The sequence below is a fragment of the Acinetobacter sp. YH12039 genome, from assembly GCF_013420015.1.
Lineage (GTDB): Bacteria > Pseudomonadota > Gammaproteobacteria > Pseudomonadales > Moraxellaceae > Acinetobacter > Acinetobacter amyesii.
Genome location: NZ_VOZA01000032.1, coordinates 1 through 15,768, shown reverse-complemented (window position 1 = coordinate 15,768; position 15,768 = coordinate 1). Strand labels below are relative to the sequence as shown.

Below are 15,768 nucleotides of genomic sequence, written 5' to 3'. Positions count from 1 at the left end.
GATGAATATTGGACAAGCAGCGAAAGCATCGGGCATTTCTGCAAAAATGATCCGCTATTATGAATCGATTGGGCTGTTAAATAATGCGCAGCGCACCAATGCCGGCTATCGAGTTTACTCGGAAGCCGATATTAAAACCTTGAGTTTCTTAAGACATGCGCGTGATTTAGGTTTTTCTTCTGAACAAATGAAAGATTTACTTGGGCTTTGGAAAAATCAAAGTCGGCAAAGTGTAGAAGTTAAAGCATTGGCGTTAAAACATATCCAGACCTTAAATCAAAAAATCGCAGACTTACAGGCCATGGTTGAGATCTTGCAACAATCTGTAGATGGCTGTGCCGGTAATGATCAAGCCGATTGTACGATTTTAAATCAAATCGAAACGGGCATGGCTGAGTGCTGCCATACAGCAAAGATTTAAATCCGCTTGACCTTACAATCGTGGCAAGGTTTATAGTGTTGTTATTAGAAAAGAAGGATGAATATCATGAAATTTCGTATTGATAATATGACATGCGGTGGTTGTGCCCGTAGCGTAACAGCAACGATTAAAGACTTAGACGAAAATGCAACGGTCACTATTGATGTAGCTACAAAATTAGTTGACGTTGAATCTAGTGCCAGTGCAGAGCAATTGATTAGCGCTTTAACCGAAGATGGCTTCCCACCTGTGATTGCATAACCTAGATATTGTTTAATGAAAAAAAAAGCCGAACAATTGTTCGGCTTTTTTATTTATAAATCAATTCTATACGGCTGAAATTTTATCTGGCGTCATCAGCGCCTGATTAATATATAGCTTGATTAAACGTTCACGTGAACCGATTGATTTTTGATAATGCGTTGAATTGAGGAGTAGGGACGCACCATAAGTGACCGTCCAAATATAGGATAAATAATCACGAATCGACATTGCGCTTTCAAGTGATTTTAAATAATCACTGGTCATATCCTTAATTTCAATAATACGTTCTTCACGAACACGATAGAGCTCTTCAAATAACTCTTTTAATTTACGTTCATTATTGGTTAAGCGTTCTTCAATGACATGTAATAATATAGTTCTATTAGAATTCAACATATTATAAAGCATATATTGTGAAACATAAGTTTTAATATCATGATTATATTTTTTTGAAATTTCTAATAATCGTTTTTCATTTAAGATAATCAGTTCTAAATATAATTGGTTTTTACTTTTAAAATGTTTATAAATCGTGCCTTTGGCAATATCTAGTTCACAAGCTAACTCACTTAAGGTGATGTCTTGATTATTATCTAATAGCAGGGTTTCTGCCATGGCTAAAATTTTTTCCTTGCGAAGGATAAAATTTTGTTGGCGTACTGAACTCATGATAACTGTTCCATAAACATCTTGAGGGTGAACAAGCCTAGCTTAAGCTAAATCTTGTGAATCTTACATTCCACTATGGTCTCAAATATTACATAAATTGGTTTAAAAATAAACACATTAGTAGAGTGCGTAAAACATATAGAATTCATAGCATAAAATTAATGTCAATAAAACTGAACCCTTGAGGTCATTTTTTTGAAATAAAATTCCATTTTTATTTTTTTTAATTTATTGTCTTTTCGCTTTTACAACAAAAGCAGCATTTAACAAAACGGTCTTGGTTGTTATGTTATTAATACAACCTAAATTAAACATGATTATAGGTACTATTATGTTTGGTTTTAATCAATTACCAATTATAAATTTAGTCAATTCAATAAATTTATTTAATTGTAATAAAATAATGCTGCTCAAAATATCAGGTGGTTATTTTCCACTTGTCGGTAAAAACACATTATCTATATCCATTTTAGATATCTATCTGAAAAAACAGATCTTTAAAAAATCCACACAAAATTGATTTGATGATTTTGTGCGGGAGCGTGCAACTTTAAAAAAGTACTTTGTCAAAGACGCTGACAAAGCCTGTAGAAAAGGAAAGTACAATGCCAATATACAATGCGCCGTTAAAGGACATGGACTTCATCTTAAATGATGTATTCAATGCAGATGAGTTCTGGCAGTCAAATGAAAACTTAGCTCATATTGATATGGCGACTGCAAATGCCATTTTAGAAGAAATGGCTAAGTTTTCTAAAAACGTTATTCTAGACTTGAACCGTACTGCAGATGAAGAAGGTGGTGCGCAGTTTAGTAATGGTGTTGTTACTACGCCTACAGGGTTTAAAGACGCTTTTAAACAATTCGCCGAAGGTGGTTGGGTTGGTTTAGGCGCTTCTGAAGAATGGGGCGGCCAAAACATGCCGAAAATGTTGACGGTACTTGCTGACGAAATGATTTGGAGTACCAATCCATCATTTATGTTGTATCCACTACTGACTGTGGGTGCAGGTATGGCGATTAATGACCGTGCTTCGCAAGAGCAAAAAGAAACCTATCTTCCAAAATTTTATACGGGTGAATGGTCAGGCACTATGTGTTTAACTGAACCACATTCAGGGACTGATTTGGGGATCATTAAAACCAAAGCAGAGCCGAATGAAGATGGTTCATTTAATATTACAGGCACGAAAATTTTCATCACCAGTGGTGAACATGATCTGTGTGAAAACATCATCCATCTTGTGTTAGCAAAAACGCCAAATGCACCTGCGGGTTCACGTGGTATTTCATTGTTTATCGTTCCAAAATTCCATGTCAATGCCGATGGCTCAGTCGGTGAACGTAATGCTGTTTCAGCGGGTTCAATTGAACACAAGATGGGTATTAAAGGTTCTGCAACGTGTGTTATGAACTTTGATGGTGCCAAAGGTTATATCGTTGGTAAAGAAAACGAAGGTCTTGCGGCGATGTTTGTCATGATGAACTATGAACGTTTATCGATGGGTATCCAAGGGATTGGCGCCGCAGAATTTGCTTACCAAAATGCTGCACAGTATGCGACTGATCGTCTACAAGGTCGTTCTGCGACAGGTGTGAAATCTCCTGAAAAACCAGCCGACTCTATTTTGGTACATGGTGATGTACGTCGTATGTTGTTGAATGTACGCGCCAACAACGAAGCATCGCGTGCATTTGCTGTGTATGTTGGTCAGCAACTGGATATTACAAAATATTCAACTGACGAAGCTGCAGTGAAAAAAGCCAATGACCGCGTGGCTTTATTGACACCTATTGCAAAAGCCTACCTAACAGATACAGCCCTACAAGCTACTTTAGAAGCGCAAATGTGCTTTGGTGGTCATGGCTATATCCGTGAATGGGGCATGGAGCAATGCATTCGTGACTTACGTATTTCGCAGATTTACGAAGGCACAAATGGCGTACAAGCGATTGATTTAATTGGACGCAAAACCACGAAATGTAATGGTGCATTTATTGCCGAATACATTGCTGAAATTCGTGATTTTGCTGCAACCATGGCAGATTCAAAAGTTAAATCTGCAGCATTGCAAGTTTCTGACGAAGTTGAAGCATTAACGCAATTCATTGTAGAACAATCTAAAACTACACCAGACTTTAGCAGTTCGGTTGCAGTCGATTATCTGCATGCAGTTGGTTTACTCAGCTTTGTGTATATGTTTGCGCGTATTAGCAAAGCTGCGGCAGCAAAAACAGAGAGCTTCTACCAAAACAAACTGGTACTCGCAGATTTCTATGTTGATAAAGTTCTACCTGACCTTGCTGCTCGTGCTCAACGCATTAAAGCAGGTTCTGAACTTATCATGCAGCTATCTGAAGAATACTTCACCGCTCAATCTTAAGGTTTCATCGAAACCACTGTGAAAAACATTAAGATGGAAAATCTGAGGAACCAGTCATGGTTCCTTGGGGTTAAAAGATTTAAAACAGGATGAAATAAGAAATGATTGTAATTGTAGATGGCGTACGTACAGCGATGGGTGGTTTTCAGGGTTCACTTTCATCTTGTACAGCCCCAGACTTAGGTGCTGCAGCGATTCAGGCTGTTGTTGCACGTGCAGGTTTAGAACCTACAGATATTGACGAAGTTATTTTTGGCTGTGTATTACCGGCTGGTCTTAAACAAGGTCCTGCACGCCAAGCGATGCGTCAAGCAGGCTTACCAGATACAACGGGTGCCACCACGATTAATAAAATTTGTGGTTCAGGCATGAAGGCGGTGATGCAAGCAGCTGATGCGATTAAAGCCGGTTCTGCTAATATTGTGGTTGCTGGTGGTATGGAGTCGATGTCAAATGCGCCATATTTACTTGAAAAAGCGCGTTCAGGCTATCGTATGGGTCATGGTAAAACCACAGATCACATGTTCCAAGAAGGCTTAGAAGATGCTGAGACAGGTTTATCGATGGGTATTCTGGCACAAGATATGGCAGATAAAAAAGGCTATACCCGTGAACAGCAAGATGCTTTTGCCATCAACTCACTCAATAAAGCCGTTGCAGCGATTCAAGGCGGTTTCTTCAAAAATGAAATCGTGCCAGTTACTGTTAAAAGCCGTAAAGGTGACGTCGTTGTTGACACAGATGAACAGCCATTAAGTGCTAAGCCTGAAAAAATCCCAACACTGCGTCCTGCATTCAAAAAAGACGGCACGATCACAGCTGCCAATGCCAGCTCAATTTCTGACGGTGCATCAGCTTTGGTGGTTACATCAGAAGAAACGGCCCAAGCACGTGGTTTAACACCACTGGCAAAAGTCGTTGCTTATGCCACAAATTCACAGCATCCGTCAGAGTTCACGATTGCTCCAGTCGGTGCTATTGAGAAAGTACTTGCACAAGCCGGTTGGGATGCACAAGAGGTCGATCTATGGGAAGTCAATGAAGCATTTGCCATGGTTACGATGCTGGCGATTGATGGATTTAACTTAGATGAAGCAAAAGTGAACATTCATGGTGGTGCTTGCTCACTTGGTCACCCACTGGGTTCATCAGGTTCACGTATTATTGTGACGCTGATTCATGCCTTAAAACGCACTGGCGGTAAAAAAGGTGTCGCAGCACTGTGTATTGGTGGCGGTGAAGCAACTGCAATTGCGGTTGAACTGATTTAATTTGCCTCAATTTATATAAGTAAGCTTTTAGATAAGTACGTTTTTAGATAAGCAATAACAAACGCTATCTCAGTTCGCTGGGATGGCGAAAAAAGATGTTTATTTTGAGATATTTATTTTTTGAGATTTAATTATGAATGGTTTAGATCGCATTCGCTTACTCTCCCTTCGCGACAAAGTAATGTCTGCTGAAAAAGCGATTGAGTTAATTCAAGATGGTTCAGTGGTTGGTTTAAGTGGTTTTGGTGGTGCAGGTGAGGCAAAGACGGTTCCTTTAGCGCTTGCAGATCATGCAATTTCACATCCTCTTCGTATCACTTTAGCAACGGGTGCTAGTTTAGGAAATAGTATCGATGGTCGCCTCAATGCGGCGCATGCGATAGAACGTCGTTATCCGTATCAGGCAGATCCTGGTTTACGTAAAGCCATTAACGCTGGCGAGGTCATGTATATTGACCAACACTTGTCTGAAATGGCCGATAATATTCGTCATCATAATTTACCGCGCATTAATGTGGCCGTTATTGCAGCGACTGCAATTACAGAAGATGGTCAAGTTATTCCGACAGGTTCATGTGGTAACTCAGCCAATTTCATTGAAATGGCAGATCATGTGATTATTGAAATTGATAATACGATTAACCCAGTGCTCGAAGGTGTACATGATATTTATGTGCCGAAAGCGCGACCAAACCGTGGGCCAATTCCACTGACTCAGGTCGGTGAACGTATCGGTACGATTGGGATCAATGTCAGCCCCGATAAGATTTCAGCTATTGTGTTGAATGATCTGCCAGATACCCAGTTTAAAATGGATGAACCTGATGCTGAAACCCTAGCGATTGCTCAGCATCTGATTGATTTCTTTGAAGGTGAAGTCGCAGCAGGGCGTTTGCCTGAAAATTTAGGCCCGCTACAGTCAGGTGTGGGTTCGATTGCCAACGCTGTATTTGCCGGTTTTGAGCATTCTAATTTCCATGATTTGGAAATGTATTCAGAAGTACTACAAGACTGTACTTTCCAGCTAATTGATTCTGGAAAAATGAAATTTGCCTCAGGCTGTTCAATGACGCTGTCTGAGCCTTGTGCACAGCATGTGATGAACAATTTTGATCAGTACAAAGATAAAATTGTGTTACGTCCACAAGAGCTATCCAATAACCCTGAAATCATTCGACGTTTAGGCATTATCGCGATTAATACGGCGCTTGAGTTTGATATTTACGGAAACGTAAATTCGACCCATGTGACGGGTACCAAAATGATGAATGGTATTGGTGGTTCAGGAGATTTTACTCGTCATGCACACATTGCCATTTTCGTAACCAAGTCGATTGCAAAAGGCGGTGCGATTTCATCTGTGGTGCCAATGGTGAGTCATACCGACCATACTGACCACGACGTTGACATCGTAGTTACAGAGCAGGGCTTGGCAGATTTACGTGGTCTTTCACCACGTGAGCGCGCACGTAAAGTCATTGAAATCTGTGCACATCCAGATTATCGCGCAGCATTGTTGAGCTACTTTGAACGCGCATGTGAGCTTGGTGGTCAAACGCCGCATATTTTAAAAGAGGCTTTGTCTTGGCATGCCACTTTTGAAGAAACTGGTTCAATGCGTCAAATCGTATAAATCTAAAGATTGAAAATTTTTAAATAAGCCCATGATCAAGTGGGCTTATTTTTTATGAAAGACTACAAATGTTTCAAAACATGACAAAAGAAAAACAGCAGCACTTGGTTTGAAACTTTTGCACAACACGAACGGTCTTAAGTTCTGTTCAAGGCTTTCTATAATGCAAAATTCATTGACAAAGAAGGTCAGTATTTTGAAAAAGATTCAATTTTTTTTGCGATGTTGTTCGCAGTTCTCCTCACTGCATGTAAACAAAGTCCAGCGCCTGATTATGCTGGAACATGGCAAAATACCGCAGTAGATCCGCAACTTGAAAATGCGTTGATTATTAGTAAAAATGGTGAAAACTATTTCATTACCAATACTTTAAAAGATAAACAAAGTGGTAAATCTGAAAAGAAAAATCCTGTACCTGCATCTGTCGCTGAATCTGGTTTACTGGCTGTAAACTCTGGTACAGGTGCTGTTGAATTTGCGATTGACGAAAAAACTGGAAATTTAGTCGGGTCTGGATCAATTTATAAAAAAGTAAAATAGATCAATTATCTATTGATGCAAAAATATCAAAAGCAGCCTCTAAATTGGGCTGCTTTTTTAACTTTAAAGCGAATGTTTATTTGCTTTAACTCAGTTCAAAACCGAAGAGAAATCATGGATAAAATAATCCGCTTTATTTTTGATTTGCTCAATTTCGTGTTCTGAATATGCATCATACACGGCAACGACTTCAATACCCGCAGCATTTGCGGCTTCTACACCAATGAGTGAATCTTCAAAAATTAAACATTCTTCAGGTCTTACTGCAAAATGTTCAATCGCCTGTAAATAGACTTCAGGATGCGGCTTAATATTTTTGACATTTTCACGGGTCAGGATCAGATCAAAACTATTTTCAAAATGCAGCTTTGGATAAATGTTAATATTTTTTTGATATCGATAAATATTTTGCAGGCTGGTCGTGGTGGTAATTGCCACCTGAATGCCTTGCTGAATGAACTGTTGAACAAATAACGCTGCATGTGGTTTAAGCAAGATGATATGTTCTAAAAAATGTTGTGAAATGGCATATCGTTGCTGTTTGATTTGATCAGCCGTGTGTTGTTCAATTTTATAAGTATCTTTTAGATAGTTACAGTACATTAAGTAAGGGTCTGGTGTGTTTTTAAATAATTGCAGCTGAATGTCACGTTCACGTTGAATGAAATCCAATTGGATGGTTTGTCCAGTTAACTGTTGAATCAAATCTGCATCGACCTGATTCCACACGCCAACAGAGTCGATAAGTGTGCCATCTAAATCAAAACAAACCAGTTTTTTTCCTTGAAGCATGTTGATATCCAAATTCGAGCTATGTCTATTATGCTGACTGATTGGAGTGTTGAAAAGCCAAATGCAACTGAGCAGGCTAAACTGGCGTTTCATCTGCAATAAAAGTAATATTTCGTTATTGGCTTTTTGTATAATTCAGCAGATGATGCACAGCATAACTTGCAATATTTAATTAGGGACTAAATCTTTCGTGTTTGAATTGGACTGTAAACTTCTTAGCATTTTTTTTCATGTTTATAAGTACAAAAATGTGTCGCAAGCTGCTGAACACTTGCAGATGAGTCAGCCTACAGTCAGTAATATTTTAAATAAAATACGACAGCATTATAACGACCCCTTATTTTTACGTATCGGCAATGAAATGGTGCCTACGGAGTTATCGCGTCAATTATTTCCTTTAGTCAGCGAAGCCTTGAGTAAAGTCGAAGCCATTAATAATTTTACGATTAATTTTGATCAAGCCATTTCAGATCAACAATTTACTTTGGCCATGACCGATGTTTCGCATTTGGTTTTATTGCCTAAAATCAGCCAATATCTAAAAAAACACGCGCCACAAATACGTCTGAATGTACGCCCGATTACCACTGAAACCAGTTATCAGATGGCGAATGGTGAAATTGATTTAGCACTGGGGTTTTTACCGCATTTGGAAAGCGGCTTTTATCAGCAAAAATTGTTTGAGCAATATTATGTGGTGATTGCAGCTAAGGATCATCCACGATTAACGGGTGACACTATTACAACTGAGCAATATTTGTCAGAGTCGCATATTGATATTGATGCAGGGATGGGGCACTACCATATTGAAAATGAGCTGCTTAACCTTGATTTAAAACGTGATATTTTAATGCGATTACCTAGTTATTTAGGTGTAGGCTTAGTCGTGCAAGACACTGATGCGATTGCTACTGTGCCGTACTACTTGAGTGAAGTATTGCTTTCACGCGGTAACTTAAAAATATTTGATGCGCCGATTGCGTTTCCAACCTATGGCGTGAAGCAATATTGGCATATGTCCTGCCATCATAAAACCAGCCATCAATGGCTGCGTCATATGTTCCATGAGATATTGGTGAAATAATTTTTATGCATTACATAAAGCCCAAAAATGATTTTAGGCTTTTTTTTGCAACTTTTGCAGCAATTTTGTGCATGGGCTGCACCCGATTTGGTCATGCTATAGCTCAATACTATAAAAAAAGTCTAATAAATAGCAGTATTACGTTTATGTAAATTGGTAATACTAAATTGGCACAGCCTTTGCATTTCTACATACATCATAAAGTGATCTAGGGTTCCGATACATTTCTATGTATGACCGCGACCGAGAGTTCACGGCTTCGTTTTAATTCAAAGCAAAGCTGCACGGAGGGATAAAAGCCCGGGAGGTAAACAGTTAAGAATTAGGCAGAGGCTGCAATGAGCACAACACATTATCATGAAGATAAAGCACTATGGACTGAACTTTTACCGGGTGGGCACCACTGGTCAGCGCGTATTCAGCGTGGCGCAGTATTACAGCTTAAATCGCTAGGGCAAAATGCCAATGTGTCGCTGTACTGTGTAAATAGTGAAGATAAGCTTGAACGTTACAACATGCCAGATAGTCTTAAGGGGCAGCACACGGCTTATTTAAGTACAGGTCATATTTTGGCGTCGGATTTAGGCCGTGCCATGATCTCGATTGTGAAAGATGATCACGCTTGGAATGATGCTTTTTGTGCACCAAGTACGGCATCGCAAATTGAAAACCAATTCGGCAGCAAAACTTTCCAAGATGCCCGTAACGATATGTACCGTAATGGCAAAGATAGCTTATTGCTTGAAATGACCAAATTTGGCTTATCTGCAACCGACCTCAGCAGTACCTTAAATTTATTCTCTAAAGTTCAACCTGATGACAACGGCAACTTAAGTTATGTTGCTTCGGACAATACAAATCAAGTCATTGAACTGCGCTTTGAAATGGATTGCTTGGTGTTCTTATCATCCGCACCACATGCATTAGATAACAGCACGGAATATGCACCTGCCGATGTTCAATTGTATTTATACAAAGCACTTCCTTTACTTGATACCGATGTATGTCGTGATTCATGCCCGCAAAATCAACGTGCTTTTCAAAATAATAAACGCTATTACGCTTTAACGGCTTGAGGGGGATGATCATGACTGCATTAGTAAACCCAACACAAAATTTTGAAAAATCAGTGTTAAGCGAAGTATGTCCTGCTGGTGAAGCATGGATGTGCGAAGTCAAAAAAGGGCAATATTTTCGTATCGTTGACCTCGAAGGTAATCAAGCTGTCGATACCTTATTTATTTCAAGCCTAAACCGTGAAGAGCGTTATAGCGCAACCGATACATTGGCTATTAATCAACAAATCTATTTAGAAAAAGGCACAGCTCTATACACCAACTTTGGCAATAAAATTGCCACCATCCATGACGATAACTGTGGTCGTCATGACACCTTAGGCGGTGCATGTTCATGTGAAAGCAACACTGTTCGCTATGCACATGACAAATTTCCAATGCACAGTTGCCGTAATAATTTCATGATTGCTCTGTCGCAACATCCGATTGCCAAAAAACATGGCTTAAATGTGCGCCATATCGGCCCAAATATTAACTTCTTTATGAATGTGCCTGTGACCGCTGAGGGACATTTGAAATTTGATGATGGTATTTCTGCACCGGGTAAATATGTTGAAATTAAAGCTGAAATGGATCTCATTGTCCTCATTTCCAATTGTCCACAACTGAATAACCCATGTAATGCCTATAACCCAACAAAAATTCAACTGATCATCCGTGAAGGTGAGGAGTAATAGCATGTTTAATAAAGTCCTCATTGCCAACCGTGGTGCAATCGCGTGTCGTGTGATCCGTACACTGAAAAAATTAGGTATTCAATCTGTTGCTGTGTATTCCGAAGCAGACCGTGATTCTTTGCATGTGACCTTAGCTGATGAAGCGGTATTTATTGGTGATAGTCCTGCCAGCCAAAGTTATTTAAATGTCGATAAAATGTTAGAAGTCGCGAAACAAACAGGCGCAGAAGCGATTCATCCGGGCTATGGCTTCTTGTCTGAAAATGCAGAATTTTGTGATCTGTGTGAAGCGCAAGGCATTGTATTTTTAGGGCCAGACTCAAAACAAATGAAATCCTTTGGCTTAAAACATACCGCGCGTCAACTCGCGATTCAAGCCAATGTACCACTTCTTCCGGGCAGTCAGCTTTTGGCAGATGAAGCTGAAGCACTGCTTGAAGCCAATCGTATTGGTTATCCTGTGATGCTGAAAAGTACCGCGGGCGGTGGCGGTATTGGTATGCGTTTGGTGTGGAGTGAAGAAGAGCTGAAAGATGCTTATTCTACAGTGTCATATCTTGCCCAAGCCAACTTTAAAGACGCAGGTTTATATTTAGAAAAATTCGTACAGAATGCCCGTCATATCGAAGTGCAGATTTTTGGTGATGGTAATGGCTTAGTCTTGGCACTTGGCGAGCGTGATTGTTCGGTACAACGTCGTAACCAAAAAGTCGTGGAAGAAACCCCAGCACCACATATCAATGATGAGCAACGTGCCTATATTCAATCTGTCGCGATTGGATTGATGAAGTCGGTGAGTTACCGTTCGGCAGGTACAGTTGAGTTTGTGATGGATACCGACACACAGGAATTCTATTTCTTAGAAGTGAATACCCGCCTGCAAGTTGAACATGGTGTGACAGAGCAAGTGTTTGGTGTAGACCTTGTGGAATGGATGGTGACTCTCGGTAGTGGGGATTGGATTGCACCAACAGCACAACTTGAATCGAAAGGTCATTCAATTCAAGTACGTTTATATGCAGAAGACCCAATTAAAAACTTCCAACCGAGTGCAGGGCTGTTGACCTATGTCGATTTTGATCCGCAGGCACGCAATGAAACTTGGGTAGAAACCGGTTCAAATGTCTCATCATTTTATGACCCGATGATTGCGAAAATCATTGTCACAGCGGATGATCGTGACTCTGCAATTGCTGCAATGACCGAAACACTCGCCAAAACATCGGTTGCAGGCATTGAAACTAATCTTGAATATCTACAAAATATTATCAACTGCGATGTATTTAAAGCCGGTACGCAAACCACACGATTCTTAAATACATTTGAGTGGAAAACCCAAAAAATTGAAGTGTTGCAATCAGGCATTCAAACTTCTGTGCAAGATGTCACAGGTCGTTTGGGCTATTGGGATGTGGGTGTGCCACCATCAGGTGCGATTGATCCGCTGTCACTTAATGTTGCGAATCAATTGTTAGGCAATGCATATAACACGGCAGGGCTTGAATGCACTTTGCAAGGCCCAAGTTTAAAATTCCACTGTGATAGCCAAATTGTATTGGCGGGTGGTGATATGCCATCAACGCTTGATGGTATGTCTGTACCAATGTGGCAAACCGTGAATGTGCGTAAAGGTCAGATTTTAAAATGTGGAAAAATCGCCACAGGTTGCCGTACCTATATCGGCATTAAAGGCGGTTTGAATGTACCTGAATATTTAGGCTCACAAGCAACCTTTACCCTTGGTCAGTTTGGTGGTCATGCTGGTCGTAATTTATTGATTGGAGATATGTTGCCAATCATGGCATTTACATCTGAACAAGTGACAGCGCTTGCGCCTGAACAAGTGCCAACGTTTAGTCATGAATGGGAAATTGCGGTGATGTACGGCCCGCATGGTGCACCAGACTTCTTTACTAAAAAAGACATTGATACCTTCTTTGCCAATACTTTTGAGATTCACTTTAACTCAAGCCGTACAGGTATTCGTTTGATTGGTCCAAAACCTGAATGGGCACGTGAGGATGGTGGTGAAGCCGGTTTGCATCCATCGAATATTCATGACAATGCTTATGCCATTGGTGCTATCGACTTTACGGGTGATATGCCGATTATTTTGGGTCCAGATGGTCCAAGTTTAGGAGGCTTTGTTTGTCCTGCCGTGGTGATTAATTCTGAGCTTTGGAAGCTTGGTCAATTGAAAGCAGGAGACAAAGTCAGATTTATACCTGTGAGTTATCATCAAGCTAAGCTCTTAAATGAAAAATATCATGCGCAATTAGAAGCATCTGATACGCAGGTTGTGGCATTTGATGAGTCATTTTATCCTGAACTTTCCACCTTAAAAAATGCGGTGCTTGATACTTTAAAAGGTCAGAATGGCTTGCCAGATGTGGTGTATCGTCCTGCGGGCAACAACTACATGTTGGTGGAATATGGTGAGTTGGTTTTAGATTTAAACCTACGTTTCCGTATTCATGCACTCATGCAATGGGTTGAAAAGCAAAATATCACAGGAATTATTGATCTCACACCGGGGATTCGTTCACTGCAAATTCATTTTGATTCGATCAAGCTTGATCAATTGGATTTATTGCGTTTACTACAAGTCGCGGAAGCTGAACTGCCTGATGTGACCCAAATGCAAGTACCGTCACGGACTGTGTATTTACCACTCGCTTGGGAGGATTCACAAACCCAGCTAGCGACAGAGCGTTATATGCAAACGGTACGTCCAGATGCACCATGGTGTCCTGACAATATTGAGTTTATCCGTCGTATTAATGGTTTAAAAGACAAACAAGCGGTCAAAGATGTGGTATATGACGCGAGTTATTTGGTCATGGGTTTGGGCGATGTGTATTTAGGTGCACCTGTGGCAACACCGCTTGATCCTCGCCAGCGTTTAGTGACGACGAAATACAACCCTGCACGGACATGGACGCCTGAAAATGCTGTCGGTATTGGCGGTGCGTATATGTGTGTTTATGGTATGGAAGGTCCGGGAGGCTATCAGTTTGTGGGTCGTACTACGCAAATGTGGTCTCGTTATCGTAAAAACCCTGATTTTGAACAAGGTATGCCTTGGTTACTACGCTTCTTTGACCAAATTAAATTCTATGAAGTGTCTGAAACTGAACTCATGCAAATGCGTGAGGACTTTAAAGCAGGACGCTTAAAACTGCGTGTAGAAGAAGGTGTATTAAACCTAAAAGAATACAATGAATTCTTGACTGAAAATGCCGAATCTATCTCAGCATTTAAATCCATCCAACAAGCCAATTTTGATGAAGAACGTCGTCGCTGGCATGAGGCAGGACTTGCAGAATATGTCTCTGAAAGTTTAGATGCGGTCGATGATAGTGAAGGTGTTGAAGTGCCTGAAGGTGGCTGTGCAGTGGAGTCGCATATGCCGGGTTCAATTTGGAAAATTGAATGTCAGTCAGGTGATATTGTCGAAGAGGGGGCAACGTTAGCCGTCATTGAAGCGATGAAGATTGAGATTCCAATTATTGCGCCTGAGCGTATGAAGGTGGAAGAGATTGTCATTGAAAAAGGGCAAACGGTAAAAACAGGACAAGTGTTGTTTACCTTGGCGCCAGTGGCTTAAATAATCCTCCCTGACCCTCCTTTGAAAAAGGAGGGAATTTTAAGACTGTCCGTAAGGACGGTTTTTTATTTGCAGTGTTTACTCGATTAAATTATGATATAGCTTATAGTCTATATTTTGGTTGTGCTATGTGGACAGTATTGGCCACAGATGTATTTAATGAATGGCTTGCTCAGCAAGACGATTCGACACAAGAAAAGGTCTTGGCAGCTTTGGTTGTGTTGCAATCACAAGGACCAAGCTTAGGTCGACCTTTGGTGGACACTGTATATGATTCTAAATATACCAATATGAAAGAACTTCGTGTGCAACACCGTGGCAAACCGATTCGAGCTTTCTTTGCTTTTGATCCGTTAAGACAAGCGATTGTGTTATGCATTGGTGATAAAAGCGGTAAAAAGCGTTTTTATACAGAAATGCTGGCAATTGCAGATGAGCAATACACTTTGCATTTAAAGAGTTTAGGAGATTCCTAACATGGCAAAAAGTTTACAAGAATTATTGGCAGCTCGCTCTGCTGAAAGCCAAGCTCGTATTCAGCAAATGGCAGAAGAACTGATGCTTGAACAGCATCTTCACATGATTCGTGAAGAGTTGGAAATGTCTCAAAAAGAATTAGCAGAAACTTTAGGGATTAAACAGCCTTCGCTTTCTGCAATCGAAAACCGTGGTAATGATTTAAAAATATCAACCATGAAAAAATATGTAGAAGCAATGGGTGGGAAACTTCGTATTGATGTCGAATTACCTACAGGTAAACATATTGGATTTAATGTTTAATTAAAAAAGACCGCTTAGGCGGTCTTTTTCTAATTTGAATTACACTTTTCAATATGTTTGAAAATTCGGATGCATAGATCCTTTGCTTTTGGTGTCATTTCCCAATCAGGATTTTCATCAAAATATTTGATGATTTCACGACAAAAATCTAGTTTATATTTAATGGTTCCTACACCTGTACCATCGGCAAAAGCAGTTTTTTCAGCAGAAGTTCTTGGATTTCGTATTTGATCATCCAATAATTTTCCTATGCCATAATCTTTATGATCAAAATAATCTAATGAATTAATTCCCTCTAGCTTTTCGATATTAAATCCTTGAGAGGTCTTCCTTTTCATATTACTGTAAGCGTCCGCTGAACACACCTTATGAATTCATCCTATAAGCCTTAATTTAGTCCCCACTTAGAAACAAGTGGGGACTTAAATTTATGACTACAAATAATCAGACATCCATCGCATCTCTTGCGAAAAAACGAAGAACATACAGTGCTGAATTTAAACAGCAGATCGTTCAGGCTTGTAAAGCACCGGACGTTTCAATTGCTTCAGTCGCTTTGCAACATGGATT

General features: G+C 40.1%; 16 protein-coding genes and 1 riboswitch. Of the genes, 13 read left to right on the top strand and 3 right to left on the bottom strand.

From position 1 onward, the window contains the following. The first annotated feature begins 1 nt into the window (after position 1). On the top strand, positions 2-421 hold the full coding sequence (gene cueR, locus FTT98_RS12595) for a Cu(I)-responsive transcriptional regulator (RefSeq protein ID WP_180177429.1): 420 nt from the start codon (positions 2-4) through the stop codon (positions 419-421). 66 nt (positions 422-487) lie between these two features. Continuing rightward, positions 488-682 carry a heavy-metal-associated domain-containing protein gene (locus FTT98_RS12590; protein WP_078190942.1) on the top strand — a complete coding sequence of 65 codons (195 nt, stop codon included), beginning with the start codon at positions 488-490 and terminating at the stop codon, positions 680-682. A 66-nt stretch (positions 683-748) separates the two neighbouring features. Here FTT98_RS12590 and FTT98_RS12585 read toward each other — a convergent pair whose 3' ends face one another. Beyond that, a complete protein-coding gene (locus FTT98_RS12585; protein ID WP_078190941.1) occupies positions 749-1,354 on the bottom strand; it encodes a TetR/AcrR family transcriptional regulator in 606 nt (201 codons plus the stop codon). Between the two features lie 605 nt (positions 1,355-1,959). On the opposite strand from FTT98_RS12585, the gene FTT98_RS12580 reads away from it, so the two are divergent. The 4 genes from FTT98_RS12580 (at position 1,960) to FTT98_RS12565 (ending at position 7,182) form a co-directional block, all read left to right on the top strand. Continuing rightward, entirely contained in the window at positions 1,960-3,738 is a 1,779-nt protein-coding gene (locus FTT98_RS12580; protein ID WP_180177428.1) for an acyl-CoA dehydrogenase C-terminal domain-containing protein, read from the top strand. Between the two features lie 101 nt (positions 3,739-3,839). After that, positions 3,840-5,009, top strand: a complete 1,170-nt coding sequence (locus FTT98_RS12575) for a thiolase family protein (protein WP_078193795.1) — start codon at positions 3,840-3,842, stop codon at positions 5,007-5,009. Positions 5,010-5,142: 133 nt separating this feature from the next. Further along, the gene (locus tag FTT98_RS12570) at positions 5,143-6,642 is read left to right on the top strand and encodes a succinate CoA transferase (protein ID WP_171263795.1); all 1,500 of its coding nucleotides are present in this window, start codon (positions 5,143-5,145) and stop codon (positions 6,640-6,642) included. Positions 6,643-6,864: 222 nt separating this feature from the next. After that, entirely contained in the window at positions 6,865-7,182 is a 318-nt protein-coding gene (locus tag FTT98_RS12565) for a hypothetical protein (protein WP_111884393.1), read from the top strand. 90 nt (positions 7,183-7,272) lie between these two features. Here FTT98_RS12565 and FTT98_RS12560 read toward each other — a convergent pair whose 3' ends face one another. Continuing rightward, positions 7,273-7,974 carry an HAD family phosphatase gene (locus tag FTT98_RS12560; RefSeq protein ID WP_180177427.1) on the bottom strand — a complete coding sequence of 234 codons (702 nt, stop codon included), beginning with the start codon at positions 7,972-7,974 and terminating at the stop codon, positions 7,273-7,275. A gap of 190 nt (positions 7,975-8,164) precedes the next feature. Here FTT98_RS12560 and FTT98_RS12555 point away from each other — a divergent pair, with 190 nt between their 5' ends. The 6 genes from FTT98_RS12555 to FTT98_RS12530 all read left to right on the top strand — a co-directional run bounded on the left by FTT98_RS12555 (position 8,165) and on the right by FTT98_RS12530 (position 15,198). Further along, positions 8,165-9,058, top strand: a complete 894-nt coding sequence (locus FTT98_RS12555) for a LysR substrate-binding domain-containing protein (RefSeq protein ID WP_078190935.1) — start codon at positions 8,165-8,167, stop codon at positions 9,056-9,058. A 197-nt stretch (positions 9,059-9,255) separates the two neighbouring features. Continuing rightward, a riboswitch (guanidine-I (ykkC/yxkD leader) is annotated at positions 9,256-9,367 on the top strand. Between the two features lie 29 nt (positions 9,368-9,396). Beyond that, positions 9,397-10,134 (top strand): urea amidolyase associated protein UAAP1, encoded by a 738-nt coding sequence (locus FTT98_RS12550; RefSeq protein ID WP_180177426.1) that lies wholly within the window; start codon positions 9,397-9,399, stop codon positions 10,132-10,134. Between the two features lie 11 nt (positions 10,135-10,145). Then, complete coding sequence (locus FTT98_RS12545) at positions 10,146-10,808, top strand: urea amidolyase associated protein UAAP2 (RefSeq protein ID WP_180021788.1); 663 nt, start codon at positions 10,146-10,148, stop codon at positions 10,806-10,808. Positions 10,809-10,812: 4 nt separating this feature from the next. Continuing rightward, positions 10,813-14,418, top strand: a complete 3,606-nt coding sequence (gene uca, locus FTT98_RS12540; RefSeq protein WP_180177425.1) for an urea carboxylase — start codon at positions 10,813-10,815, stop codon at positions 14,416-14,418. Between the two features lie 128 nt (positions 14,419-14,546). Further along, on the top strand, positions 14,547-14,894 hold the full coding sequence (locus tag FTT98_RS12535) for a type II toxin-antitoxin system RelE/ParE family toxin (RefSeq protein WP_180041500.1): 348 nt from the start codon (positions 14,547-14,549) through the stop codon (positions 14,892-14,894). 1 nt (position 14,895) lies between these two features. Beyond that, a complete protein-coding gene (locus FTT98_RS12530; protein WP_180041501.1) occupies positions 14,896-15,198 on the top strand; it encodes a helix-turn-helix domain-containing protein in 303 nt (100 codons plus the stop codon). A 29-nt stretch (positions 15,199-15,227) separates the two neighbouring features. Here FTT98_RS12530 and FTT98_RS12525 read toward each other — a convergent pair whose 3' ends face one another. Next, the gene (locus FTT98_RS12525; protein ID WP_180177424.1) at positions 15,228-15,536 is read right to left on the bottom strand and encodes a hypothetical protein; all 309 of its coding nucleotides are present in this window, start codon (positions 15,534-15,536) and stop codon (positions 15,228-15,230) included. Positions 15,537-15,628: 92 nt separating this feature from the next. Between FTT98_RS12525 and FTT98_RS12520 the strand changes: the two genes are divergently transcribed. Then, positions 15,629-15,768 (top strand): transposase (locus FTT98_RS12520; protein WP_151813106.1); only part of this gene is annotated, 140 nt, incomplete at its 3' end.

Bases quoted from the DNA above. Each gene is read 5' to 3' on its own strand.
- cueR (WP_180177429.1), top strand. From the start codon at position 2: ATGAATATTGGACAAGCAGCGAAAGCATCGGGCATTTCTGCAAAAATG.
- FTT98_RS12590 (WP_078190942.1), top strand. From the start codon at position 488: ATGAAATTTCGTATTGATAATATGACATGCGGTGGTTGTGCCCGTAGC.
- FTT98_RS12585 (WP_078190941.1), bottom strand. From the start codon at position 1,354: ATGAGTTCAGTACGCCAACAAAATTTTATCCTTCGCAAGGAAAAAATT.
- FTT98_RS12580 (WP_180177428.1), top strand. From the start codon at position 1,960: ATGCCAATATACAATGCGCCGTTAAAGGACATGGACTTCATCTTAAAT.
- FTT98_RS12575 (WP_078193795.1), top strand. From the start codon at position 3,840: ATGATTGTAATTGTAGATGGCGTACGTACAGCGATGGGTGGTTTTCAG.
- FTT98_RS12570 (WP_171263795.1), top strand. From the start codon at position 5,143: ATGAATGGTTTAGATCGCATTCGCTTACTCTCCCTTCGCGACAAAGTA.
- FTT98_RS12565 (WP_111884393.1), top strand. From the start codon at position 6,865: ATGTTGTTCGCAGTTCTCCTCACTGCATGTAAACAAAGTCCAGCGCCT.
- FTT98_RS12560 (WP_180177427.1), bottom strand. From the start codon at position 7,974: ATGCTTCAAGGAAAAAAACTGGTTTGTTTTGATTTAGATGGCACACTT.
- FTT98_RS12550 (WP_180177426.1), top strand. From the start codon at position 9,397: ATGAGCACAACACATTATCATGAAGATAAAGCACTATGGACTGAACTT.
- FTT98_RS12545 (WP_180021788.1), top strand. From the start codon at position 10,146: ATGACTGCATTAGTAAACCCAACACAAAATTTTGAAAAATCAGTGTTA.
- uca (WP_180177425.1), top strand. From the start codon at position 10,813: ATGTTTAATAAAGTCCTCATTGCCAACCGTGGTGCAATCGCGTGTCGT.
- FTT98_RS12535 (WP_180041500.1), top strand. From the start codon at position 14,547: ATGTGGACAGTATTGGCCACAGATGTATTTAATGAATGGCTTGCTCAG.
- FTT98_RS12530 (WP_180041501.1), top strand. From the start codon at position 14,896: ATGGCAAAAAGTTTACAAGAATTATTGGCAGCTCGCTCTGCTGAAAGC.
- FTT98_RS12525 (WP_180177424.1), bottom strand. From the start codon at position 15,536: ATGAAAAGGAAGACCTCTCAAGGATTTAATATCGAAAAGCTAGAGGGA.